General features: G+C 72.4%; 19 protein-coding genes and 2 tRNA genes. 4 read left to right on the plus strand and 17 right to left on the minus strand.

Annotated features, from left to right (window positions below):
- Window positions 1-328: 328 nt before the first annotated feature.
- The 8 genes from AB0O01_RS05055 to leuS all read right to left on the minus strand — a co-directional run bounded on the left by AB0O01_RS05055 (window position 329) and on the right by leuS (window position 11,669).
- A complete protein-coding gene (locus tag AB0O01_RS05055; protein WP_365311051.1) occupies window positions 329-574 on the minus strand; it encodes a hypothetical protein in 246 nt (81 codons plus the stop codon).
- 177 nt (window positions 575-751) lie between these two features.
- Window positions 752-1,648, minus strand: a complete 897-nt coding sequence (locus AB0O01_RS05060) for a YceI family protein (protein ID WP_365311249.1) — start codon at window positions 1,646-1,648, stop codon at window positions 752-754.
- Between the two features lie 459 nt (window positions 1,649-2,107).
- Window positions 2,108-2,935, minus strand: coding sequence for an arylamine N-acetyltransferase (locus AB0O01_RS05065; protein WP_365311052.1), 828 nt, complete (start codon window positions 2,933-2,935; stop codon window positions 2,108-2,110).
- A 4-nt stretch (window positions 2,936-2,939) separates the two neighbouring features.
- Window positions 2,940-5,624: a ComEC/Rec2 family competence protein gene (locus tag AB0O01_RS05070; protein ID WP_365311053.1), complete on the minus strand. Its 2,685-nt coding sequence runs from the start codon at window positions 5,622-5,624 to the stop codon at window positions 2,940-2,942.
- Window positions 5,621-6,631 carry a ComEA family DNA-binding protein gene (locus tag AB0O01_RS05075; RefSeq protein ID WP_365311054.1) on the minus strand — a complete coding sequence of 337 codons (1,011 nt, stop codon included), beginning with the start codon at window positions 6,629-6,631 and terminating at the stop codon, window positions 5,621-5,623. The genes AB0O01_RS05070 and AB0O01_RS05075 overlap by 4 nt, the downstream gene beginning before the upstream one ends.
- Before the next feature lie 201 nt (window positions 6,632-6,832).
- Window positions 6,833-7,678 (minus strand): DegV family protein, encoded by an 846-nt coding sequence (locus AB0O01_RS05080; protein WP_365311056.1) that lies wholly within the window; start codon window positions 7,676-7,678, stop codon window positions 6,833-6,835.
- 72 nt (window positions 7,679-7,750) lie between these two features.
- On the minus strand, window positions 7,751-8,539 hold the full coding sequence (locus AB0O01_RS05085) for a hypothetical protein (RefSeq protein ID WP_365311057.1): 789 nt from the start codon (window positions 8,537-8,539) through the stop codon (window positions 7,751-7,753).
- Between the two features lie 256 nt (window positions 8,540-8,795).
- Window positions 8,796-11,669 carry a leucine--tRNA ligase gene (gene leuS, locus AB0O01_RS05090; protein WP_365311058.1) on the minus strand — a complete coding sequence of 958 codons (2,874 nt, stop codon included), beginning with the start codon at window positions 11,667-11,669 and terminating at the stop codon, window positions 8,796-8,798.
- Window positions 11,670-12,132: 463 nt separating this feature from the next.
- On the opposite strand from leuS, the gene AB0O01_RS05095 reads away from it, so the two are divergent.
- Together AB0O01_RS05095 and AB0O01_RS05100 are read left to right on the plus strand one after the other, a co-directional pair.
- Window positions 12,133-13,581: a cytochrome b/b6 domain-containing protein gene (locus tag AB0O01_RS05095; protein WP_365311251.1), complete on the plus strand. Its 1,449-nt coding sequence runs from the start codon at window positions 12,133-12,135 to the stop codon at window positions 13,579-13,581.
- Complete coding sequence (locus AB0O01_RS05100; RefSeq protein WP_365311059.1) at window positions 13,578-15,188, plus strand: NADH-ubiquinone oxidoreductase-F iron-sulfur binding region domain-containing protein; 1,611 nt, start codon at window positions 13,578-13,580, stop codon at window positions 15,186-15,188. Before AB0O01_RS05095 ends, AB0O01_RS05100 begins: the two co-directional genes overlap by 4 nt.
- Before the next feature lie 141 nt (window positions 15,189-15,329).
- Here the strand turns inward: AB0O01_RS05100 and AB0O01_RS05105 are convergent.
- Window positions 15,330-15,402, minus strand: a tRNA-Ala gene (locus AB0O01_RS05105).
- A gap of 139 nt (window positions 15,403-15,541) precedes the next feature.
- Here AB0O01_RS05105 and AB0O01_RS05110 point away from each other — a divergent pair.
- The gene (locus AB0O01_RS05110; RefSeq protein WP_365311060.1) at window positions 15,542-16,759 is read left to right on the plus strand and encodes a glycosyltransferase 87 family protein; all 1,218 of its coding nucleotides are present in this window, start codon (window positions 15,542-15,544) and stop codon (window positions 16,757-16,759) included.
- 7 nt (window positions 16,760-16,766) lie between these two features.
- Here the strand turns inward: AB0O01_RS05110 and AB0O01_RS05115 are convergent, their stop codons facing one another.
- The 8 genes from AB0O01_RS05115 to AB0O01_RS05150 all read right to left on the minus strand — a co-directional run bounded on the left by AB0O01_RS05115 (window position 16,767) and on the right by AB0O01_RS05150 (window position 21,735).
- Window positions 16,767-17,000 (minus strand): hypothetical protein, encoded by a 234-nt coding sequence (locus AB0O01_RS05115; protein ID WP_006136074.1) that lies wholly within the window; start codon window positions 16,998-17,000, stop codon window positions 16,767-16,769.
- Window positions 17,001-17,431: 431 nt separating this feature from the next.
- Window positions 17,432-17,504, minus strand: a tRNA-Ala gene (locus AB0O01_RS05120).
- 126 nt (window positions 17,505-17,630) lie between these two features.
- Complete coding sequence (locus AB0O01_RS05125) at window positions 17,631-18,314, minus strand: histidine phosphatase family protein (protein ID WP_365311061.1); 684 nt, start codon at window positions 18,312-18,314, stop codon at window positions 17,631-17,633.
- On the minus strand, window positions 18,311-18,754 hold the full coding sequence (gene rsfS, locus AB0O01_RS05130; protein ID WP_365311062.1) for a ribosome silencing factor: 444 nt from the start codon (window positions 18,752-18,754) through the stop codon (window positions 18,311-18,313). Before rsfS ends, AB0O01_RS05125 begins: the two co-directional genes overlap by 4 nt.
- 69 nt (window positions 18,755-18,823) lie before the next feature.
- The gene (locus AB0O01_RS05135; protein ID WP_365311063.1) at window positions 18,824-20,584 is read right to left on the minus strand and encodes an LCP family protein; all 1,761 of its coding nucleotides are present in this window, start codon (window positions 20,582-20,584) and stop codon (window positions 18,824-18,826) included.
- A 16-nt stretch (window positions 20,585-20,600) separates the two neighbouring features.
- On the minus strand, window positions 20,601-21,227 hold the full coding sequence (gene nadD / locus AB0O01_RS05140; RefSeq protein ID WP_365311065.1) for a nicotinate-nucleotide adenylyltransferase: 627 nt from the start codon (window positions 21,225-21,227) through the stop codon (window positions 20,601-20,603).
- A 32-nt stretch (window positions 21,228-21,259) separates the two neighbouring features.
- Window positions 21,260-21,424 (minus strand): hypothetical protein, encoded by a 165-nt coding sequence (locus tag AB0O01_RS05145; protein WP_365311066.1) that lies wholly within the window; start codon window positions 21,422-21,424, stop codon window positions 21,260-21,262.
- Between the two features lie 149 nt (window positions 21,425-21,573).
- Window positions 21,574-21,735: a hypothetical protein gene (locus tag AB0O01_RS05150; RefSeq protein ID WP_365311067.1), complete on the minus strand. Its 162-nt coding sequence runs from the start codon at window positions 21,733-21,735 to the stop codon at window positions 21,574-21,576.
- 114 nt (window positions 21,736-21,849) lie between these two features.
- Between AB0O01_RS05150 and AB0O01_RS05155 the strand changes: the two genes are divergently transcribed.
- On the plus strand, window positions 21,850-22,947 hold the full coding sequence (locus AB0O01_RS05155) for a M48 family metallopeptidase (RefSeq protein ID WP_365311068.1): 1,098 nt from the start codon (window positions 21,850-21,852) through the stop codon (window positions 22,945-22,947).
- The last annotated feature ends 638 nt before the right edge of the window (window positions 22,948-23,585 follow it).

Consider the following 23,585-nt stretch of genomic DNA (forward strand, 5'->3'; position numbering starts at 1 on the left):
TCTCCCGGCGGACCGCCTCTGAGTGGGCGCCTGCTCCAGGCGGACCGCCTCTGGGTGGGCGCCGACTCCCGGCCGACCGTCTCCGGACGCTCCGACTCCCGGGGGGCCACCTCCAGACGCGCGCCGAGTCCCGGGGGATCACCTCCAGGCGCGCGCCGACTCCCGACCGACCCCGTCCGGGCCCGGCGGCTCCCAGCCGACCATCTCCGGGGCGCGCCAACTCCTCGTGAGCCACCCCCGGACGGGCGCCGACTCCCGGCGGACCATCTCCGGGCGCGCCCACTCCCGATCGGCCCCGTCCGGGCCGACCCATCCGGGCGGACCCCCCTCAGGGTTCCTCCCGCCACCCTTCCCACTCCCCCGCGAACGCGTCCAGCGCAGCGGCGTCGAGGCGTCCGTCCGGGTCGCTCAGCGCCAGCAGCCACTGGGCGTCCTCGGCGTCGTCCTCACCGGCCAGCGCGTCCCGCACCGGCCGGGGTCGCTCATCGGTGCCGAACCGCTCCAGAAGCGCCTCGGCGGCCTCCTCCGCGGCCTCGCGGTCGGGCAGCACCAGCACATGTCTCACATCGCTCACCGCGCCATTTTCCGCCATGGCCCACCCTCGCCCGCACGGCCCGCTCGGAACGACCTCCGGATCCCCGGGCCCCGGGATCACCGGATCACGGCACCCCGGCACCCCGGAATCACCGGATCCCGGCATCCCCACTCAGCCGACCCAACCGACCCAGGCAACCCAGGCAGCTCAGGCGGCTCAGCCGGTGGCCGCCATCTGCTTGGGCACGATCTGCACATCCAGTTCGATCCGAATGCTCGGGCCGACGACCGCGATCCCCCGGGCCAGCATGGTCTGCCAGCTCACCGTGAAGTCGTCGCGGTGGAGTTCGGTCGTGGCGCGGCAGGCGGCCCGCGTCTCGCCCTCCATGCCGTTGCCGAGTCCCAGGTACTCGGTCTCCAGCGTGACCGTACGGGTCACGCCGTGCAGCGACAGCGCCCCGGTGACGGCCCACTTGTTCCCGCCCCGGTGGACGAACCGGTCGCTGTAGAACTCGATCGTCGGGAACCGCGCCACATCCAGGAAGTCCGCCGACCGCAGATGGTCGTCCCGCATCCGCACATTGGTGTCGATGGAGGCCGCGTCGATCACCACATGCATCGCGGACTGGTCCATCTGATCCGCGATCCGCACCGCCCCGGCGAACGCGTTGAACCGGCCGTGGATCCGGGCCAGCCCGATGTGCCGAGCGGTGAAGGCGATGGAGGAGTGCATCGGCTCCACCTCCCAGTCGCCGGAGCCCGGCAACTGGGGCGGCGCGGCGACCTGGAGCGTCACATCGCCCAGCGAGGCGAGCGCGTCCGGGGTGACGGTGACGGCGGCCCGGAACGGGGTGAACCCCTCGGCCGACACCGCCAGCCGGTACTCCCCGGCCGGTACCGCGGTGACGAACGACCCGAAGGGGTCCGTGCTCCCGCTCACCACCGTGCGCCCCATGGCGTCACTGACCACGAACTCCGCGTTGCGCACCGGCTCGTTGACCGGGTCGATCACCCGGCAGCTCAGCACCCCGGCCTGTGGCGGCATCCGAACCGCCGCCAGCGGACTGTTCCGTTGCACCCGCTTCGTCCGGCTCCCCAGCCAGCGGCCGATCATCTGCGACACCTCTGCACCACTCGACGTCCCCGTTACCGAAGAAACATTCGACCACCGATGTGGCATTAGAGGCAACACGAGTCCAGATCACCGGAAACCAGCACGTGTGCTGGCACTACGACCGAGTAGCCCCATACACACGTTTCACACAGGTATCGCACAGAATGATGCGGTATTCCGGGCGGGCATCTCACAGCCGGCCGATGCCGACCGTCTGCCGCCTCGGGGCCGTCCCGGGCCGCCTCCGAGCCACCCGCAGGGACCCGGACCGGCCGACCACCAGGCAACGCCCCCGGTCAACGGCCCCGGTCAACGCCCCTCGGGCCAACTGCCCGCCGGCCAACACCCCGGACCAGCGACCCCCGGACCTGCGCTCCCCAGACCAGCAGCGGCCCCGGACCAGCAATCCCCGGATCGACAGCCTCCAGGCCAACGGCCCCGGGGTCAACGGCCCCCGGATCAACGCTCCCGCACCCTCGGCACCTCCTCCAGCACCATCCCGAACCACTCCCGGTACGCCCCCAGCACCTCCGCGTCCGACTCCAGTGCCCGCACCTCGCGCGTCCCGTCGGGGGCCGTCGCCGTCAGCCTGCGCCCGGCCAGCGTGATCCGCCCGCCCTCCTCCGTGACCCGGGAGCACACCAGTGACCGTCCGAAATGCGAATCCGGCGAGGTGCTGTGCCACCAGGCCCCGGCGGTGAAGTCGGCGAGCACCCGCGGCCGTACCTCCAGCCGGTACTCGGGCCGGCCGTTCTTGAGGATGTCCAGGTCGCCGTCCGCCGACGCCGACCCGCCCCGCACCCCGGCCCGGTCCGGCCCCGCCTCGACGATCCGGAACAACCCCGCGGAGTCCGTCTGTTCGCCCCGGTCGCCGAAGGTCAGCGGCCAGTGGCTCAGCGACCCGTACCCGACGTCCGCCAGCCACTCGCCCCCGTCCACCGTCCGCACCCGCAGCGCCAGATGGTCGTACGGGATCCCGGTGGTGCGCCCCTCGTCCCCGTACACCCGCCCGGCGAGCAGGGTGACATCGAAGCCGAGCGCCTTCAGCAGCGCGGCGAACGCCCCGTTGAGTTCGTAGCAGAAACCTCCCCTGCGGGCCCCGACCAGCTTGTCCACCAACTGTTTCTCCCCCAGGACGATCGGCTCGCCCAGGTGCAGCGAGAGGTTCTCGAAGGGGACGCTCTGGAGGTGGCGCAGATGCAGCTCACGCAGGACATCGACGGTCGGCCACGCCGGGTGCTCGACGCCCAGTCGGCGGAGATATGCATCAACCTGTGCGGAATTCATGCCATCAGTCTCCCGCCACCCGAAGCGTCCCGTCTCCACCCGCCACCGCCACCGCCCCGTCCCGATCCGTGCGCAGCACCCGCGCGCCCGCCGATCCGAGCGCCGCGACCGTACTCGGCGCGGGATGCCCGTAGCGGTTGCCCCGGCCGCAACTGATCAGCGCCAGCCTCGGCGCCACCACGCGCAGCAGCCCGGGATCCTGGTACGCCGAGCCGTGATGAGCCACCTTCAGGACGTCCACCCGGCGTAGCAGGGCCGCCGCCGGAGTTCTCAGCAGCGCCCGCTGGGCCGGGGGTTCGAGGTCCCCGAGCAGCAGCATCCGCAGTCCGCCGGAACGGACCAGCATCGTCACACTCGCGTCGTTCGGCCCCTCCGGGGACGGCACCGGTCCGCGCGGCGGCCACAGCACCTGCCAGCCCAGCCCGCCGCCCGCGCCGCGCACCTCCCCCGCGACCGCCCGCCGCACCGGAACGCCCCGGGCCGCCGCCTCCCGCCGCACGAACGCCGCCTGATCGGCCGGTTCCTCGTGCCCGGTCGTCTCGATCGCCGCCACGGCGCGGCCCCGCAGCACCCCCGGCAGCCCCGCCACATGGTCGGCGTGGAAGTGGGTGAGGACAACGAGCGGCACCCGGGTGATGCCGAGCGCGCGCAGACAGCGGTCCACCGCACCGGGGTCGGGCCCGGCGTCCACCACCACCCCGCTGCCCTCCCCCGCCGCCAGCACGGTCGCGTCGCCCTGCCCCACATTGCACATCACCAGCCGCCACCCCGGGGGCGGCCACCCCGTGATCACCCGGGTCAACGGTGCCGGCCGCACCACGACCAGGGCCAGCAGCAGCACGCACACCGCGCACAGCCAGGGCCGCGCCACCAGCCGCCGCCCGGCGTACAGCGCCCCCGCCGTCACCAGCGCCAGCAGCGCCGCGCCCGCCCAGCTCCCCGGCCAGTCGATCCCGGCGCCCGGCAGCGCCGCCCCGGTCCGCGCGATCCCGGCGATCCAGCCGGTGGGCCAGCCCGCACACCACGCCAGCACCTGCGCCACGGGCAGCGCCAGCGGCGCCGCCGCCAGCGCCGCGAACCCCAGCACCGTCGCCGGTGCGACCGCGAACTCCGCCAGCAGATTGCACGGCACCGCCACCAGGCTGACCCGCGCCGACAGCACCGTCACCACCGGAGCACACAGCACCTGCGCCGCGCCCGCCGCCGCCAGCGCCTCCGCGAGCCGGGGCGGCACCCCGCGCCGCCGCAGCGCCACGCTCCATCGAGGGGCCAGCGTCAGCAGCGCCCCCGTCGCCAGCACCGAGAGCAGGAAGCCGTAACTCCGGGCCAGCCACGGGTCGTACAGCACCAGCAGCAGCACGGCCGTGGCCAGCGCCGGGATCAGTGACCGGCGTCGCCCGGTGGCCAGGGCGAGCAGGACGACCGCCCCGCAGGCAGCCGCCCGCAGCACACTCGGATCCGGCCGGCACACCACCACGAAGGCCAGGGTGAGCACCCCGCCGCACACCGCCGTCGCCCGCAACGAGAGCCCGAACCGGGCCGCGCCGCCCCGCCGCTCCGCCCGCTGCGCCAGCCCCGGCGGCCCGAGGAGCAGGGCCAGGACGATGGTGAGGTTGCTCCCGGATACTGCCAGTAAATGCGTGAGATCGGTCTCCTTGAACGCCTCGTCCAGTTCCGGCGTGATCCGCGAGGTGTCCCCGACGACCAGCCCCGGCAGCAGCGCCCGCGCGTCGGCCGGCAGTCCGTCGGTCGCCTCCCGCAGCCCGGCCCGCAGTCTCCCCGCGAACCGCTGGGTGGCACTGGGCCCCGCCACCACCTCGGGCACCGCCGGATCCCGCACCCGCAGCACCGCCGCCAGCCGCCCGTCCCCCGCCGTCACCGGCCCCAGCCGCCCTTCCACCCGGACCCGCGTCGAGGGCAGCAGCCCCAGCCACGGCGACCGCACGACCGCCCCGCCCGCGTCAGCAGTCCCGTCCACGACCGCCCCGCCGTCGCGCGAGGCCCCGGCCGCCGCCGCCCGACCCCCGGAAGCCCCCGAGTCCGCCCCGCTACCGCTCCCTTCCTCCCCACCACCCCGCTCCCCTGAGTCCACGATCACCAGCACCGGAGTCCGGGTCCGAATCCACATCCGCGCACCCGCCGCGCCCGCCGTGCCTGCCGCATCCGCACCGCCCGCACCACCTCCCGCCTCCACCGCCACCACCTCGGCAGGCACCAGCACCGACGTCGGCAGGGCGCGATCCCCGCTGATCCTCGGCCGGGACAGCCGTGGATCGGCGGTCACCCTCACCTCGGCGGTCACCGAAGCGAACCGGCCCGCCAGCTCCGGCACCGGCCCGCTGCGCAGATCCGCCCCGTGCACCCCGGCCGTCGCCGCCGCCGCTGCGACGCACAGCAGCACCGCCCCGACCGCGACCCTCAGCCGCGCCCGCGCCCGTGCGCCTTCCGGGCGCCCTCTCCGCCACGGGACCAGCAGCAGACCGGCGCCCACGAGGCACCCCACGCTCACTCCGGCGACCCACCCGGCCGGGAGGTCCAGCGCCAGCGCCGCCGTCGCCCAGGCCGCCAGCGCGGGCGGGACGAGCCGCAGGTCCGTGGGCCCCTCCTGCCGGGGGTGAGCGTGGCCGAGCCGGCTGTCCGCGTCCGCGTGGACGGCCCTGCGCCCCGGGGACCCGCGCAGCCCCGTCACGGCCGGACCAGATCCCGCAGATCGGCGAACCGCTGCTCCCCGATCCCCTTGACGTCCCGCAACTCGTCCACCGACCGGAACCCGCCCTGCTGGGTGCGGTGGTCGAGGATGTGCTGGGCCAGTACCGGACCGACCCCGGGCAGGGTGTCGAGCTGCTCCAGGGTGGCCGTGTTGAGGGAGACGGGCCCGGCGGCACCCGTCCCCGTACCGGGCACGCCCCCGGCCGTACCCACCGGCGGTCCCGGCGGGGCGGGCTCCCCCACGACCACCTGCTCACCGTCGACCAGCACCCGCGCCCGGTTGAGCCCGCCGAGCTTCGCACCCGGCCGCACCCCGCCCGCCGCCGACAGGGCGTCCTCGACCCTCGACCCCGCCGGAAGCCGGTGCACCCCGGGCTCCCGCACCTTGCCACCGACATCGACCACGACGAACCCACCGGCCGCCCCCGCCGCTTCACCGCCACCGGGCGCCACCCCGCCCCCAGGCCCGGTCTCGGCCCTCGCCCCCTCACCCTTCCCCTTCCCGAAGGGCTCCGCCGCCTCGACGATCTCCGGCGCCCGTACGCTCTGCGGGCGCCCTGTCCAGAAGTGATGCACGGCGAACCCCGCCGCCAGCACCAGAACGACCGTCAGCGCCACCACGCTCCGGCGCTCCAGCCCCACCCTGGCCTGCAACCACACCGGCATCCGCTCCCGCACCGCCGCCGAGGCCCGCGCCCACCGGCTCCCGGCCGACCCGCCACCGCCCCTCCCCGAGGAGACCGCCCCCCACTCCCGGTCCGCCCCGGCCGCTTCCACCCCCGGAGGCCCGACCCCCGCCTCCTCGACCGCACTCGTCTCCCCGAAGATCAGATCGGCCCGGCGCCGCAGCTCCCCTGCCGAGGCGTGCCGCTGCCGGACCCTGCCCCGCACAGGCGAACGGCGCTGACGGCTCCGGCTGTCGGAACCCGGACGACGACCGGGACCACTGGTCGCGGACCTGCTGTGTGAACGTGCTCGAAGTGCCATGCGGCGAGGATGGACCACCTCGCCCGAACCGCGATGATCTTGCTCAATTCCCGGGGATCACCGACCGATTGTGGATAACTCCGCCACCCACACGGGTGAATTGACACCCTCGATCCACAGAACTGGGCCGCCCACCGCCTGGCAACGCCCAGCGGCACCAGGCGACTTCACCCGCGCCCGGCCCCCAGAACCCGCCACTCCTCAGCGCGCGGAGACCACAACCCCCAGCAACCCCGGCCCGGTGTGCGCCCCGATGACCGCCCCGACCTCGCTGACATGCAGATCCGCGATCCCCGGCACCCGCTCCCGCAGCCGGTCCGCGAGCGCCGACGCCCGGTCGGGGGCGGAGAGATGGTGGACGGCGACATCGACCTGACCGGCGCCGGCCCGCTCCGCGGCCAGTTCCTCCAGCCGGGCAATCGCCTTGGACGCCGTACGGACCTTCTCCAGCGGCTCGATCCGGCCGCCCTGGAGCTGGAGCAGCGGTTTCACGGCGAGTGCGGAGCCCAGCAGGGCCTGCGCGGCGCCGATCCGGCCGCCCCGGCGCAGATAGTCGAGGGTGTCGACGTAGAAGTAGGCGGCGGTACCCGCGGCGCGTTTCTCGGCCGCGGTGACGGCCTCGTCCACCGTGCCGCCCGCCTCCGCCGTCTCGGCCGCGGTGAGCGCGCAGAAGCCGAGGGCCATCGCGATCATCCCGGTGTCCACCACCCGTACCGGCACCGGGGCCTCGCGGGCGGCGACGACCGCGGCGTCGTAGGTGCCGGAGAGTTCGGCGGAGAGATGGAGCGAGACGATGCCGTCGGCACCGGACTCCGCGACCCGGCGATAGGTCTCGGCGAACAACTGCGGGCTGGGCCGGGAGGTGGTGACGGGACGTCGTTTCTGCAACGCCTGGGCGAGGGAGCGGGTGGAGATCTCCGTGCCCTCTTCGAGGGCTCGGTCGCCGAGAACCACCGTCAGCGGTACCGCGGTGATGCCATGACGCTCCATCGCCCGGGGCGGCAGGTAGGCCGTTGAATCGGTGACGATCGCGACATGGCGGGACATGAGCTGGAGGTTACCTGCCGTGGTGCCGGGGCGGCAGCCCGGCCGGGTGAGCCCTTCGCGGGGGTGGCGTGATCAGGTGGTGCTCTCGGGGCGGGTGTTCTTCTGCCAGGGGTAGGTGGGGCTCGGGGCGGGTGGGGTGATCGCGGGCCGGGTGGGCTCCTCCGCGGTCCGCGAGCGGGCGTCGTCCGGCCAGGTCTGATCGTCGGCCGCGGCGGAGGAGGACGGGGCTTCCGGCCAGGGCGGCGGAGTGGGCCGGGAGGCGGTGGAGGCAGAGGAGGCGGAGGCGGACGGGGTGGCGGTGCCGGAGTCCGGCGTGGCCGTGTCCCAGTGCCGCAGGGCGCCGGCCTCCATGTCGATCTGGGTGCTGAGCGAGTCCAGGTCGTCGTCGGCGAACCGGCGGGCGCGGTCCCGGGCGGCCCAGCGCAGGGAGTCGGCCGAGCCGGTGATGCGCTCGGTGCGCTCCCGCAGGCCCGGCAGCCGCTCGGCGAGGGTCTCCCGGTCGGGCTCGGACTCCATGCGGCGCAGCTCGGCGTCCAGCTCATGGCCGTGGGCGCTGAGCCGCTCGAAGAGGGACAGGGACTCCTTCAGCGACTCGTCCTCGCCGACGCCCGCGTGCAGCGCGTCCTGGGTGGCGCGCATCGAGGTGCGCAGCTTCAGTCTGAGCTGGGCGATCTCGCCGACGGGGCCGGGCTGGGCGAAGGACTTGGCGCGCAGGGTGTGGTCCTCGACTGTGCGGCGGGCCTGGGTGACCGTGCGGTTCACACCGCGCTTCGCGGCGCCGACCACCTTCACCGTGGCCCAGGCGCCCACCGCGAGGAAGAGCACGAAGAGCAGGGCGAACACTGCGATCACGGCTTCCACGACGCTCCTCCTCCAGCGGGCAGCGGCACAGCACGCGCGCGCCGCTCTTCCACGGTAAACGCTGCGGGCGGTCCACGAGTTCCACCGGAACCCGGAACCACCCCGCACTCGCCCCGACCGATCCCGTAGGGGATCCCCGAGGCCGGCGGGCCCGTGGGCACCCTGAAGCCCCCACACCCCAGCGGCCCACCGAGGACTCAGGCGCCCAAGCCCCCAGCCCCCGGCCCCGACGATCCCCTTACCCGGGATATTCGGGCTACTCGGGAACGATGTTCACCAGCTTCGGCGCCCGCACGATCACCTTGCGGATCCCGGCCCCGCCCAGCGCGGCGGCGACCTTCTCGTCGGTCAGGGCGACCTTCTCCAACTCCTCGTCGGAGATGCCGGGCGGCACCTCCAGCCGGGCCTTGACCTTGCCCTTGACCTGCACCACACAGGTGACGGTGTCGTCGACCACGTAGGCGGGGTCGGCGACCGGGTAGTCGCGGTGGACGACCGTGTCGGTGTGGCCCAGCTTGCGCCACAGTTCCTCGGCGATGTGCGGGGCCAGGGGGGCGATCAGCAGGACCAGGGCCTCGGCGACCGGGCGCGCCACCGGACCGCCCGCCTTGGTCAGATGGTTGTTCAGCTCGGTGACCTTGGCGATGGCGGTGTTGAACCGCAGGCCCACCAGGTCGCCGCGGACCCCGTCGATCGCCTTGTGCAGGGCGCGCAGGGTGTCCTCGTCGGGCTCGGTGTCACTGACGGTGACCGCGCCGGTCTCCTCGTCGACGACATTGCGCCACAGTCGCTGGAGCAGCCGGAACTGGCCGACGACCGCGCGGGTGTCCCAGGGGCGGGACACGTCCAGCGGGCCCATGGCCATCTCGTACAGGCGCAGGGTGTCGGCGCCGTACTCGGCGAAGATCTCGTCCGGGGTGACGGCGTTCTTCAGGGACTTGCCCATCTTGCCCAGCAGCCGGGAGACCTGCTCGCCCTGGTGGTAGTAGGCGCCGTCGCGCTCCTCGACCTCGGCGGCGGGCACCGCGATACCGCGGCTGTCGCGGTAGACGTACGCCTGGATCATGCCCTGGTTGAACAGCCGGTGGAACGGCTCGGCGGAGGAGACATGGCCCAGGTCGTACAGCACCTTGGACCAGAAGCGGGCGTACAGCAGGTGCAGGACGGCGTGTTCCTGGCCGCCCACGTACAGGTCGACGCCGCCGTGGGGCATGCCCTCGCGCGGGCCCATCCAGTAGCGCTCGATCTCCGGGTCGACCAGCTTGCTGTCGTTGTGCGGGTCCAGGTAGCGCAGTTCGTACCAGCAGGAACCGGCCCAGTTGGGCATGGTGTTGGTCTCGCGGCGGTACTTCTTCGGGCCGTCGCCCAGGTCCAGGGTGACATGGACCCAGTCCTCGTTGCGGGACAGCGGGGTCTCGGGCTGGGTGTCGGCGTCGTCGGGGTCGAAGGTGCGCGGCGAGTAGTCGTCGACCTCGGGCAGTTCCAGCGGCAGCATCGACTCGGGCAGCGCGTGGGCGATGCCGTCCTCGTCGTAGACGATGGGGAAGGGCTCGCCCCAGTAGCGCTGGCGGCTGAACAGCCAGTCGCGCAGCCGGTAGTTGACGGTGCCCTCGCCGATGCCCCTGCGGGCCAGCCACTCGGTGATGCGGGCCTTGGCGTCGACCACGCCCAGCCCGTCCAGGGAGATGCCCTCACCGGCCGAGTTGACGATCTTCGCGTCGTAGGAGGAGAAGGCGTCGTCCCAGGTGGACGGGTCGGTGCCGCGGTCGTCGGAGGGCTCGACCACACAGCGCATGGGCAGTTCGAAGGCGCGGGCGAAGGCGAAGTCGCGGGTGTCGTGGGCGGGGACGGCCATGATCGCGCCGGTGCCGTAGCCCATCAGGACGTAGTCGGCGATGAAGACCGGGACGCGCTCGCCGTTGACCGGGTTGACCGCGTACGCGCCGGTGAAGACGCCGGTCTTGTCCTTGGCGTCGGCCTGGCGCTCGACGTCGGACTTGGCGGCGGCCTGCGCGCGATAGGCGGCGACGGCCTCGGCGGGCGTGTCGTGGCCGCCGGTCCACACCGCGCGGGTGCCCTCGGGCCAGGTGGCCGGGGTGAACTTCTCGACCAGGGGGTGTTCGGGGGCCAGCACCATGTAGGTGGCGCCGAACAGGGTGTCCTGGCGGGTGGTGAAGACGGTGATGTGCTCGCCGTCGACGGGGAAGTCGACGCGGGCGCCCTCGGAGCGGCCGATCCAGTTGCGCTGGGCCAGCTTGATGGCGTCGGGCCAGTCCAGCGCGGTCAGGTCGTCCAGCAGGCGGTCGGCGTAGGCGGTGATGCGCATGTTCCACTGGCGCAGGTTGGCCTTGAAGACGGGGAAGTTGCCGCGCTCGGAGCGGCCGTCGGCGGTGACCTCCTCGTTGGCCAGGACGGTGCCCAGGCCGGGGCACCAGTTGACCGGCGCGTCGGAGGCGTAGGCCAGGCGGAACCCGCTCAGTACGTCGGCCCGTTCGGCGGCGGTCAGCACGGGCCACGCGCGCGCGTGGCCGGGTACGGCGCGCTCACCGCTCTCGAACTGGGCGATCAGCTCGGCGATCGGGCGGGCCCTGGCGGCCTCGTCGTCATACCAGGAGTTGAAGATCTGGAGGAAGATCCACTGGGTCCACTTGTAGTAGTCCGGGTCGATCGTGGCGAACGAGCGGCGCTTGTCGTGGCCCAGGCCCAGGCGGCGCAGTTGGGCCTTCATGTTGCCGATGTTGGCCTCGGTCGAGACGCGCGGGTGCGTGCCGGTCTGCACCGCGTACTGCTCGGCGGGCAGGCCGAAGGCGTCGAAACCCAGGGTGTGCAGGACGTTGTGGCCCGTCATGCGGTGGTAGCGCGCGTAGACGTCGGTGGCGATGTAGCCCAGCGGGTGGCCGACGTGCAGTCCGGCGCCGGAGGGGTAGGGGAACATGTCCATGAAGAACTTCTTGGGCTCGGCGACGACGGCCGGGTCCCCGGCCAGGTCACCGGTCGGGTTGGGCGTCTCGTAGGTGCCCTCGGCGTCCCAGAAGTCCTGCCAGCGTGCCTCGATGTCGGCGGCCAGGGCCGCCGTGTAGCGGTGCGGCGCGACCGCCTCGGAGGCGGCAGCGGGGTTCGTCTCGCTCATGATCCTCAAAGCTCCATCGATCGTCTCTGCCTGCGGCTGTGTCATCCCGAGAAACGAAAAATCCCCTCGCACAGGAGGGGACGCCGCGCCGATTCCGGCCACGGTGTGACGACCGTGGGTCGGGATTGATCAGCGCGGCCCGCTAAGCAGAAGGCGTACGGCACGCATGGCGCTAGGGTACCGCAGCCCCCGAGCGGACTGCGACGGCCTTCCGGAACCGTCCAGTCACCCGACGTCACCTTCACCGAATCCACACGCTACCGCCAGTAACCCCCTACAGAACCTGAACAAGGTTCAAGGATTACTTCGCGTAACCCCCTCTAAGGGGCATCACAGCGGTCACATGGTCCTTTGATAACAACGCAATAACTCAAACCTCGTACCCATCGGTATGGCGCCACTTAGAGTGCGGCAGCGGGACCGCTTTCCCGAACCGCTCGGAGTTGCCCCCATGAACCCTCGACTGAACCCTCGACGCAGTACCAGCTCCATCCCCAGGCCGGGGCGTTCGGCCTATGGGGCGGCCTCCGCAGCCGTCCTGATCCTCATACCCGTGGTCGTCCTGGTCGGAGGTGAGGCGTTCCGCGAGTTCCTGAACTTCGGCGCCGGCGTGCTGTCCCTGGTGTGCCTGAGCTGCTCGGTGATCTGGGGCCTGGTCGCCCAGGACCGGATCGTGCTGAACGCCCGCCAGCGGATCGTGGGACAGGCCGTGCACCGCAGCACGGCCGTCGCCGCCCTCGCCTTCCTGCTGCTGCACATCACCACCAAGATCGTGCTCGACCACACCGAGCCGATCGCCGCCGTGATCCCCTTCTCCCTCGGCTTCACCAGCACCGGGGGCCTGATCGGCCTCGGCACGCTGGCCGGGCTCATGATGATCTTCGTGGGGATCACCGGCGCGCTGCGCGGCGCCTTCGCCTCCCCCGCCCCCGTCGCCGCCCGCTGGCGCGCGATGCACATGCTGGCGTACCCCGCCTGGTGCGGCGCCCTCGTCCACGGCCTGTACGCGGGCCGCGAGGCCAAACCGGTCTTCGTGTTCCTGTACGGCCTGTCCCTGGCCGGTGTCATGGGCGCCCTCGCCCTGCGCGCGGCCCCCCGCCCCGTCAAGCGCAGGGTCGCCGACCGGATCACCGCGCTGCTCGGGACCGGTGACAGGCCCGGCCGCGAGGACCTGGACGCCGCCCGCGCACGGGCCGGGGAGCCCACGGGTGCCCTTCCCGGCTACGAGCCGCAGCGCGCGACACGCCGGGAGACCCCCTCCTACGACACCTCCACGCGCGCGGGTGGCCCCGAATCCACCGCCGGTTTCGCCGCCGCCTACCGGGCCGTCTCCCGCCCGGCCCGACCGGACCAGTCCTTCGACCAGTCCTCGTTCGACCAGTCCTCGTTCGACCGGTCTTCCCTCGACCGGCCTCTCCTAGACCGGCCCTCGTTCGACGAGCGTTCCTTCGACCGGCCGCCCTTCGAGCAGGCGTCCTTCGAAGGGCCCCCCTTCGACCAGCCCTTCGCCTCCGGACCCGTCGGACCCGCCGGAGCCACCGGACCCACCCCCCGCGGGCAACTGCCGGACTTCCGGGGCACCGAGCCCCTGCCCCGCACCGACACCGGCGGTTCCACCTCCGGCTCCTGGCCGATCCCGTCCCCGCCCCCGGTCGGCGAGGCTCCGCCGTCGGCGTACGACCCCCTCCAGGACACCGGTCACTCCCTCCCCACCTACAGCGATCCGGGGGCCGGTGTGTACGGCGGACGTGATGTGTACGACACGGGTGAGTCGAACACGGTCCATGACACGTACAACCCGGGTGACACGTACAACAGCGGTCCCGCCACTGAATCGATGCCCGGCTTCTACGACTTCGAGGGGCCGGGTTCGGGCGAACCCTGGAACACCCCGTCCGGAGGCACCAGGTGAACGAGGCCCTGCCCGACGTCCCGGAAGTCCGCGTGGTCGGACTCCCCCAGCTCACGTCGGGCTTCGACCTTGTCGAACGACTCGACCTGCCCATGCACCTCAAGGTGCACGGGCCGCTCGACCCCATGGGCGGCGAGCAGCTCGCCAAGCTCGCCGAGAACATCCGTCTGAAGGGCCGCGGCGGCGCGGGCTTCCCCTTCCACAAGAAGCTGCGCTCGGTCGCCGAGGCCGCGATCAAGCGCGGGGTCCGTCCGGTCGTGGTCGTCAACGGCAGCGAGGACGAACCGGCCTGCCGCAAGGACACGGTCCTCATCAACCGGGCCCCGCACCTCATCCTGGACGGCGCGCTGCTGTGCGCCGAGGCCCTCGGTGCCCGCACCCTCGTCGTGGGGGTCACCCGGGAGTCCACCCAGCGCTCCATGGAGGCAGCGCTCGCCGAACGCGGTCTGAGCAACGGCCGCCGCTCGGTCCTCCGCGCGCGGGTCCAGCGCAACCCGGTGCGCATGGTCACGGGCGCGGCGGCCTCCCTGATCCGCTCGATCGACGGCGGCCCGGCGATCCCGCCCGGCCGCAAGGTCAGCGCCTCCCAGAACGGCGTGGGCGGCGCGCCCACCCTGCTCTCCAACGCCGAGACCTTCGCCCAGCTCGCCATCGCGGCCCGCATCGGCCCCGAGCGCTACGGCAACACCGGCCTGTACGACGAACCGGGCACGGTCATGCTCACGGTCTCCGGGGCCGTCGCCCGCCCCATGGTGATCGAGGTCCCCACCGGGGTACCGCTGCGCTACGTCCTCCAGCTCGCCGGGGCGCCGCCGGTGCCGCAGGGGGTGCTGACCGGCGGCTACCACGGCAAGTGGATCGACGCGGCGACCGTCAACGAGGCGATCGTCTCGCGCAACTCGCTGGACGCGGTCGGCGGTTCGCTCGGGGCCGGGGCCATTCTGCCGATCAGTCAGGAGACCTGTCCGCTGGGCGAATCGCTGCGGGTCGCCCAGTGGCTGGCCGAGGAGAGCGCCGGGCAGTGCGGCCCGTGCTACCTCGGGCTGCCCGCCGCCGCGCGCGGTCTGGAGGACATCCTCAACGGCGGCGGACCGGCCGCCCTCGAGGCCGTCAAGCAGGTCGCCAGGAACGTCAAGCGGCGCGGCGCCTGCTCGCATCCGGACGGCTCGGCGATGTTCCTGGAGTCGACCGTCAAGGCGTTCACCGACGATCTCGCCGCGCATGTCCTCGGCAACGGCTGCGGACGCCCGGTGGAGGGTGTGCTGCCGCTCTTCGAGGGCGGCGGGACACCGACCGGCATCCCGGGCGGCGGCGAGTCCGAGGAGAACGGCCCCAGCCGGCAGAAGATCTTCGTCGACTGGACGCTGTGCCGGGGTCATGGGCTGTGCGCGGACATCCTCCCGGAGGTCTTCGAACTCGGCGCCGACGGCTTCCCGACGGTCGCCCAGGCCAAGGTGCCGCGCTACGCGGAGGCCAAGGCCCTGCGGGCGGTACGGCGCTGTCCCGCGCTGGCCCTGCGGATCGAGGAGGACACCCGCGCGCAGGCGCCCGCCCGCAACCTCCCGGTGCTCTCCCAGGGCCGCGGGCGCCGCGCCCTGGGCCGCTGACCCGGCCCGTCCTTCGCCGCTCCCCTCGGGGAGACGGATCCCTTGGAGGAGACAGATCCCTTGAGGTGACGGAGGACGGGCACAGCAAAGATCCCGCCGGATCGGATGATCCGGCGGGATCTTTGACTGTGATGCTGATTGTGGAGCTAAGGAGAATTGAACTCCTGACCTCTTGCATGCCATGCAAGCGCTCTACCAACTGAGCTATAGCCCCGCGCGCCACGTAGTCGAACCGTGTTTTCGCTGGTGTCAGCCGGGTTCCCCCGGCGGCGACGCCAACATTACACGTTCGACGGGGTGCAGCACCAAATCATTTCCGTTCTGTGCCGATAAGGACGCTAGTGTCGGCCCCCGTGACCGTGATCGCGTTCTCCGCAGTCCCCCGCCGGGCCCCGGTCGCGCTGGGGACCTGTCTGCTCTCGTTCACGGCGTTCTGGCTGGCCCAGCGCGCGGCGGACGTGTCGATGATCGATCTGATGGTGTACCGCGCGGAGGGCGCCACGGTCCGCGCGGGCGGCGATCTGTACGCCCTGCGCACCACGGCGGCGCGGCTCCCCACCACCTATCCGCCGTTCGCCGCGCTCCTGTTCACCCCGCTCACCCTGCTCGACACGGCGGTCATGCGCGCCCTGGCGACCGCCGGGAACCTGGCCCTGCTGGTGGTGTTCGTCCGGCTGTCGCTGCGGCTGGCCGGGCACAGGCGGACGCGGACGGTCTGGTGGGTGGCGGCGGGGGCCGTGTGGTGCGAGCCGGTCTGGACGACCCTGCGCTACGGGCAGATCAATCTGCTGCTCGCGGTGCTGGTTCTGTGGGATCTCACGCGCCGCGCGGACGCCCGCTGGGCCGGGGCCGGCATCGGGCTGGCGGCGGCGGTGAAGCTCACGCCCGCCCTGTTCGTGGTCTTCCTGCTGGCCGCCGGTCTCACCGCGCGGCTGCGGCAGGGCTCGGCGGGGGGCCTGCTGCGGCAGGCCCGCGGGGCGGTCCTCGCGTTCTGCGGGGCGACTCTGCTCGCGGCGGCCGTGCTGCCGTACGACTCCGGGCGCTTCTGGTCGGAGATGGTGTTCCGCGCGGGGCGGGTCGGGTACGCGGAGGACACCGCGAACCAGTCGCTGCGGGGTGTTCTGGCGCGGCTGCTGCACACCGCCGACCCGGGCGGCTGGTGGCTGCTCGCGGCGGCCCTGACCGGGCTCGGCGGGCTCGCGGTGGCGGTCGTGGCGCAGACGCGGGGGCGGCGGGCGGTCGCGGTGTGCGCGGCGGCGGTGACCGCGCTGCTCGTCAGCCCGGTGTCGTGGTCGCACCACTGGGTGTGGTGCGTGCCGCTGGTGGTGCTGGCCGGCTCGCGCGCCCGCCTCGCACGGTCCCCACTGCGGCGCGCGGGGGCCTGGGCCCTGACTCTGACGTTCTGCTCGTACGCCCTGTGGTGGGTGCCGCACGGCACGCACCGGCCCGAACTCCATCAGGGCGGCGCGGAATTGATCCTGTCCGGCCTCTACCCGGCGGCCGGCTGCGCCTTCCTCGCCCTGGCGGCGTGTACGGCAACCCGTAAGGAAATGCCGCGTATCGGTGCCTGACGGGGCGTCAGGCCGTGACGAAGGAATAGAACCGCTTGAGCGTGCAGTGCTCTTCGAGGAGACGGCCGTAGATCGGCTCGCCCTCAAGTTCCCGGTATGTCTCGATCGGGTCGCCCTTTATGATCAGCGCCCGCGCGCATTCCTCGCACCAGTACTGGTAGTCGGGGTTGATCGGTTCCATGTCGCGGACGATCGGCGTACCGCTGCCGCACCAGTCGCACTTTCGCCTGTGTGCACCCATCGATCAGCTCCAGCAGTGGCCGCAGGCCGTGCACACGTACGAGATCCCGCCGTTGTCGCCGAGGACTTGGGCCACATGCGCGGAACCGCAGGAAGGGCAGTCGAGCCGAGTGGTCGCGTCCCGTGTCAACGCCGCTTCGCCAAGGAGGTGGCCGACCTCCCTGGGGATGCTCGCAGGCATCGCTACTCCCTCCCGTCGGGCCGCGCCCCCTTCCGGCCGTTTGATTCTGCCACGGCCGGACCAATACGGTCAGCGACGCCCGGGTACCAGTACGGCCACGACCAGCCCGCGGCCCTTGTGGCGGACGCGCGGACCCGCGGCCGGGGCGCCCCCAGCGTCCTATACGCCCCACGGACCCCTGCCGACTCAATACGGACCGGGAATCCTGACATGAAAAATCCCGCCCCTGCCCGGGACGGGATCTTCATCTGTGGAGCTAAGGAGAATTGAACTCCTGACCTCTTGCATGCCATGCAAGCGCTCTACCAACTGAGCTATAGCCCCTCGCGTTCCCCCGCCGAGCGGGGCGAACAAGAAGAACTTTAGCCTGCGACCTGCCGGAAAGTGAAATCCGGGCCCGGTGCAGCCGCGACCCGCCGCCCGCGCGCGGGCGGCACCTCGGGTGACGCCTCAGGTGTCGTCGCCGAGGACCGGCTCGGGCAGGGTGCCGGCGTTGTGCTCCAGCAGCCGCCAGCCGCGCGCGCCCTCGCCGAGGACGGACCAGCAGCAGTTGGACAGTCCGCCCAGGCTCTCCCAGTGCCGGGCCTCCAGGCCCAGCAGGCGGCCGATCGTGGTACGGATCGTGCCGCCGTGGCTGACGACGACGAGGGTGCCCTCGGGGGGCAGCTTCTCCGCGTGGCGCAGCACCACGGGGGCGGCGCGGTCGGCGACCTCGGTCTCCAGTTCGCCCCCGCCCCGGCGTACCGGCTCGCCGCGCTTCCAGGCCGCGTACTCGTCGCCGTAGCGGTCGATGATCTCCTCGTGGGTCAGGCCCTGCCAGACGCCCGCGTAGGTCTCGCGCAGGGCCTCGTCCCGGGTGATGGGCAGGCCCGTGAGCGCGGCCAGCTCGGCGGCGGTGTCCGAGGCCCGCTTCAGGTCGGAGGCGACGATCGCGTGCGGCCCGAGGGAGGCGAGCAGCCGGGCGGCGCGGCGGGCCTGGTGGAGGCCGGTCTCGGTCAGGTCGACGTCCGTGGTGCCCTGGAAGCGGCGCTCCACGTTCCACGACGTCTGGCCGTGCCGCCACAGGATGACCCGGCGGCCCCGCTGGCTCCCCGCGAACGAGAACCCGGCGGCGGCCTCAGCGGCGGCGCTCACCGCCACTCACCGGCCTGGGTGGCCTCCTCCGCGGCCTGTAGCTTGGCGTGCTCCGCGCCCTTGCCGCGGGTGGCCTCGGCGTCGGCGGGCAGCTTCAGCTCGGGGCAGTCCTTCCACAGCCGCTCCAGGGCGTAGAAGACCCGCTCCTCGCTGTGCTGGACATGGACGACGATGTCGACGTAGTCGAGCAGGATCCAGCGGGCGTCGCGGTCGCCCTCACGGCGTACCGGCTTGGCGCCCAGCTCCTTCTGGAGCCGCTCCTCGATCTCGTCGACGATCGACTTGACCTGGCGGTCGTTGGGCGCGGAGGCCAGCAGGAACGCGTCGGTGATCGAGAGTACGTCGCTGACGTCGTAGGCGATGACGTCATGGGCCAGCTTGTCCGCGGCTGCCTGGGCGGCGGTGTTGATGAGCTCCAGGGAGCGGTCCGTAGCGGTCACTACACGGCTTTCGGTCGGTGGTCACTTGCCCTCCAGGGTCTCACGGACCACCGACACCGCCCCACGCGATTAGCTCGGCTGTGCGGGTTCGTAGTCCTGCCCCAGGACGACCGTGACGTCCGCGTTGCCGGTGACCTCGCCCTTGGTGACCGTTTCGGTGTCCAGGCCCAGGGTCTTGGCGACCTCGGTGGCGTTCTCCTTGTCGGCGTCGTCGGCGTAGGTGATCTCGGTGGTGGCCTCGGCCGCGGAGGCGGTGCCGCCCTCCAGAAAGGTGAAGCCGCCGTTGAGCAGGGTCACGCGCGCGTCCTCGGTGCGCTCCTTGTCGCCGGTGGCGTTCTGGACGGAGACGCGGACGGCGGTGCCCTCCTCGGGGTTCTTCGCCGCGCCGCCCAGGACGTCCTTGACGACGGCCTCGCTGGCCTCGGCGTTCAGGGTGCCGTCGGCCTCCACGGGCAGTGTCTCGGTGCTGTAGTCGCCGCTCTTGGCGAGGTCGGACAGGGCCGCGAGGAACGTGCCCAGGACCTTGTCGGTGAGGGAGGGGTCGAGGATCTGGGCGAGGGTCTGCACGGTGGTCGTCGCCGCCTGCGCGTCGGACGACATCTTGCGCAGCACCCCCTGCATGACCTGCCCGAACCGCTCCAACTGGGCGGCCTGGGTCTCACCGGACGCCTTGTAGGTGGCGTAGGCGACGGCGTTCTTCCCGGCGAGGGTCTGCTGGGAGCCCTTGCGGACCAGGGGCGCCTCGCCCTTCTCGGCGTCGGGGTCGGGTACGTCGGCGTTGGTGTCGACCTCGATGTTGCCGACGAGGTCGACCAGGTTCTGGAGGTAGGGCGTGTCCAGCCGCCAGGTGCCCTGGATGGAGGTCCCCAGGGCGGTGTCGAGGGCGTCCCGGGTGCCGGCGGAGCCGTCGTCCTCGACGGATTTGGTCAGTGTGGTGGCCGATCCGTCGTCGCCGGAGAGGGCGAGCTCGTTGGGGAGCAGGACGGTCGTGCCGCGCTTGGTGGTGGTGTTGTCGACCAGCAGCGCCGTGGAGGTGTCGCCGCCCTGGGTGTCGTGCAGATGGACGACGATCACGTCCCGCTTCTGGGCGCCTCCCGCCGTCGTGGTGCCGTCGGTCTCCCCGCCGGACGACGCGCCCGGGAGTTTCCCGGCGTACCAGAGGTAGCCGACGCCTCCGGCGGCGAACACGGCGAGGACGACGACCAGGGCGATCAGGCGCCCGCGGGCGCGGCGCTTGGCCTCCTCGCGGCGCTCGGTGCGGTTCTCGGTGAAGGCGAGCCAGTCGATGACGTCCTCGGAGTCGCCGTCGGGCTCCTCCACGAAGGCGAACTGCTCGGTGCCGTAGTCGCGGTCCGCCGGGGCGGGCCGCTGCTCCTCGTCCGGGGTGGCGGGGTCGTGAGCGGCGGGTACGGGGGCCGGTTCCGGCGGTGCGGGCGGTCCGGCCTGCTGCGGGATGTAGGCGGTCTGCTCGGCGACGAGGGGCTGCTGCCCGCTGGTCGCGGCCTGGCCGTACGGGTCGTAGGACGACGGGTCGTAGGGCTGGTCGTAGGCGGGATAGGCGCCCGCGGTGCCGTAGCCGGTGCCCTGGGGCGGGGCCGGGGGCTGCGGGCCGGTACCGTAGGGGTCGTAGCCGGGGGTGGTGGTCTGCTGCTGGCCCGTCGCGTACGGGTCGTAGCCGTAGCCCTGCTGCGGGTAGGGGTCGTAGGGCTGCTGGACGGGGGGCTGGGCGGGCTGCTCCGGCGTGACCAGCCGGTACACGGGCTGCCCGTAGGCGTCGTAGCCGACGAGTTCGTACTGGCCCTCGTACCCCGCGTCAAATCGGTCGTTCACCGGTGCCCCTCTCGGCTCACTCGCCGCGGTACAGCTCTCGTTTCGCGATGTAGCGCACGACCCCGTCCGGCACCAGGTACCAGACCGGGTCCCCCTGGGCAACCCTCGCCCGGCAGTCCGTGGACGAGATGGCCAGCGCGGGCACCTCGACCAGCGAGACACCGCCCTCCGGGAGACCGGGGTCGGCGAGGGTGTGGCCGGGCCGGGTGACCCCGATGAAGTGTGCCAGGGAGAACAGCTCCTCGGTGTCACGCCAGGTGAGGATCTGGCCGAGGGCGTCCGCACCGGTGATGAAGAACAGCTCGGTGTCGGGGTTGAGGGCGCGCAGATCGCGCAGGGTGTCCGCGGTGTAGGTGGGCCCGCCGCGGTCGATGTCGATACGGCTGACGGAGAACTGCGGGTTCTCGGCGGTGGCGATGACCGTCATCAGATAGCGGTCCTCGGCCGGGGAGACCGTGCGGTGGCTCTTCTGCCACGGCTGCCCGGTGGGGACGAAGACCACCTGGTCGAGATGGAAGGCGGCGGCCACCTCACTGGCCGCCACCAGGTGCCCGTGGTGGATCGGGTCGAACGTTCCGCCCATGACGCCCAGGCGGCGCTTGCCGGTGTGCGCCGGACCGGTGGGCATGTCCTGCTCTCCCATGCGTGCAGACCCTACCGGCCCGGTCCGCGGGCTCAGCGGTCGCGGTTGAAGCGGGTGGTGATCCAGAGCAGGATCATCAGGATGACCAGCGCGCTGGCGCCCACGAAGTAGGGGTTCAGGCTCTGGTGGTTGCCGCCGTGCTCCTCGCTCGGCGCGGCAAGGGTGACCAACTGGGCAGCGGCGCTGTGGAAAGTCATCTTCGGCAGAACCTATCCGGTGTGGGCGGGACAACGACGTCGGCCCATCGTAAGCGGGCACCCGATCGGCGATCACGCCGACTCCGCCGTTGGGGCGCGCGGCACCGTCCGGGGCGGGTCCGCCGGGGGCGGGGAACCTTCGCGGCGGCTCAGTCGTCTTTCCGCTTGTAGCCACGCAACAGGATCCAGGCAGTCAGCACACAGCCCACGACCATCACGATCAGTACGACTCTCAGCAGGTTCCCCGCACCCTGCTGCTCAGCGGCGTTCGCGGCCTCGGTGAGCCAGGCGGTCGCGGGACTGCGGTGCATGACGGGGGGCTCCTTCGCTGTAGTGCCCGTCCACGGTAACTCCGCCTGGGCTGGGCTCCGCTTCGGGGGCACACCGGGACCATCAGAGCCAATCAGACGCACATGGGGGATGACATGCCCGACGACAGCCACCAGAACGACGCGACGAACGGGCACGAGAAGGTGCCGAGCAGGCAGCGCACCCGTTTCCCGGGGATCTCCTCGCGCGCCTATGAGCATCCGGCGGACCGCTCGGCGCTGGTCGCGCTGCGCAAGCTGAGCGGTTTCGACACGGTGTTCAAGGCCCTCAGCGGCCTGCTGCCCGAGCGCAGTCTCCGGCTGCTGTTCCTGTCCGACTCCGTGCGGGTCTCGGAGCGGCAGTTCGCCCATCTCAACGACATGCTGCGGGACGCCTGTTACATCCTGGACCTGGAGAAGGTCCCGCCGATGTACGTCAACCAGGACCCGCAGCCCAACGCGATGTGCATCGGCCTGGACGAGCCGATCATCGTCGTCACCACCGGCCTGGTCGAGTTGCTCGACGAGGAGGAGATGCGCGCGGTCGTGGGCCATGAGGTGGGCCACGCCCTCTCCGGTCACTCGGTGTACCGCACGATCCTGCTGTTCCTGACCAATCTGGCGCTGCGGGTGGCGTGGATCCCGCTCGGCAATGTCGCGATCATGGCGATCGTGACGGCGCTGCGCGAGTGGTTCCGCAAGTCCGAGCTGTCGGCCGACCGGGCCGGGCTGCTGGTCGGGCAGGACCTCCAGGCGTCGATGCGCGGCCTGATGAAGATCGCCGGCGGCAACCATCTGCACGAGATGAACGTGGACGCCTTCCTGGAGCAGGCGGAGGAGTACGAGCGGGGCGGCGATCTGCGCGACTCCGTCCTGAAGATCCTGAACGTGCTGCCCCGCTCCCACCCCTTCACCACGGTCCGCGCGGCCGAGCTGAAGAAGTGGGCCGAGTCCCGCGACTACCAGCGGATCATGGACGGCCACTACCCGCGGCGCGGCGAGGACAAGGACACCTCGGTCACGGACTCCTTCCGGGAGTCGGCGGCCAGCTACGCCAGCCAGGTGAAGGACTCCAAGGACCCGCTGATGAAGCTGGTCAGCGACATCGCGGGCGGCGCGGGGGACCTGGGCAGCCGGGTGCGGCGCGGGTTCGGCGGCGGTTCCTCCGCTCCCCGGGACAACCCGGCCAACGGCACGACCCGCACGGACGACTGACGGGCCGGGGGGGAACGGATACGGCGACGGCTGGTGTCCTGAGGGGCTGACCTGGGCGGGGGGGAGAGACGAGGCCCGGGGTCCTCAGTTCCTCCGTGCGGGTCGGGCACTGGGGGCGGTCCTTGGGGGGCATCCCTGGGGGTCGTCCCGGGGCGTCTCGGGGGATTCGTCTCGGGGGGGGCGTCCCGGGGGTCCCTGCGGGGCGGCGGCCGATGGACGTGGCGCCCTGTCGGGCGAGAACCTCACAGGGCGGCGCCTTGCCGGGGGCGGGCAGCCGGAGGTGGAGCGGTGGGTCCGGCCGGGCGGCGCCGGGTAGCACTCGGCGGGGCCGGCTCGTACGGGACGGGAGCCTTCCAGAGGGCGGCGCACGGCAGTGGGGCAGCGTTGGCGGCGGGAGAGCCCGCGCGGCAGGCTCTCCCGCTGCGCGCTCGGCTGGGCCACGCCCGGCGGGCCGAGAGCCTGCGCTGCGGCATCCTGCGTTGCCAGTATCCGCGGGGCCGCTCTCAGCAGGCGGAGAGCCGTCGGGGCAGCGCCCTCCGAGGGGGCACCGCACGGCGGGCGGGGGCCTGCGCGGCTGCATCTCCCGGTGCTCGCTCGGCGGGGGCCGCGCCCGGCGGGGTGAGAACCCGCACGGCGGC

Origin of the sequence: Streptomyces sp. NPDC093252 (assembly GCF_040683675.1) — a bacterium.
Taxonomy (GTDB): domain Bacteria; phylum Actinomycetota; class Actinomycetes; order Streptomycetales; family Streptomycetaceae; genus Streptomyces.

What these genes read in the sequence shown, in the direction of transcription:
- AB0O01_RS05060 (WP_365311249.1), bottom strand. Translation starts at nt 1,648, where the DNA reads ATGATCGGCCGCTGGCTGGGGAGCCGGACGAAGCGGGTGCAACGGAAC.
- AB0O01_RS05065 (WP_365311052.1), bottom strand. Translation starts at nt 2,935, where the DNA reads ATGAATTCCGCACAGGTTGATGCATATCTCCGCCGACTGGGCGTCGAG.
- AB0O01_RS05075 (WP_365311054.1), bottom strand. Translation starts at nt 6,631, where the DNA reads ATGGCACTTCGAGCACGTTCACACAGCAGGTCCGCGACCAGTGGTCCC.
- AB0O01_RS05080 (WP_365311056.1), bottom strand. Translation starts at nt 7,678, where the DNA reads ATGTCCCGCCATGTCGCGATCGTCACCGATTCAACGGCCTACCTGCCG.
- leuS (WP_365311058.1), bottom strand. Translation starts at nt 11,669, where the DNA reads ATGAGCGAGACGAACCCCGCTGCCGCCTCCGAGGCGGTCGCGCCGCAC.
- AB0O01_RS05115 (WP_006136074.1), bottom strand. Translation starts at nt 17,000, where the DNA reads ATGGGTGCACACAGGCGAAAGTGCGACTGGTGCGGCAGCGGTACGCCG.
- nadD (WP_365311065.1), bottom strand. Translation starts at nt 21,227, where the DNA reads ATGGGAGAGCAGGACATGCCCACCGGTCCGGCGCACACCGGCAAGCGC.
- AB0O01_RS05145 (WP_365311066.1), bottom strand. Translation starts at nt 21,424, where the DNA reads ATGACTTTCCACAGCGCCGCTGCCCAGTTGGTCACCCTTGCCGCGCCG.
- AB0O01_RS05150 (WP_365311067.1), bottom strand. Translation starts at nt 21,735, where the DNA reads ATGCACCGCAGTCCCGCGACCGCCTGGCTCACCGAGGCCGCGAACGCC.
- AB0O01_RS05155 (WP_365311068.1), top strand. Translation starts at nt 21,850, where the DNA reads ATGCCCGACGACAGCCACCAGAACGACGCGACGAACGGGCACGAGAAG.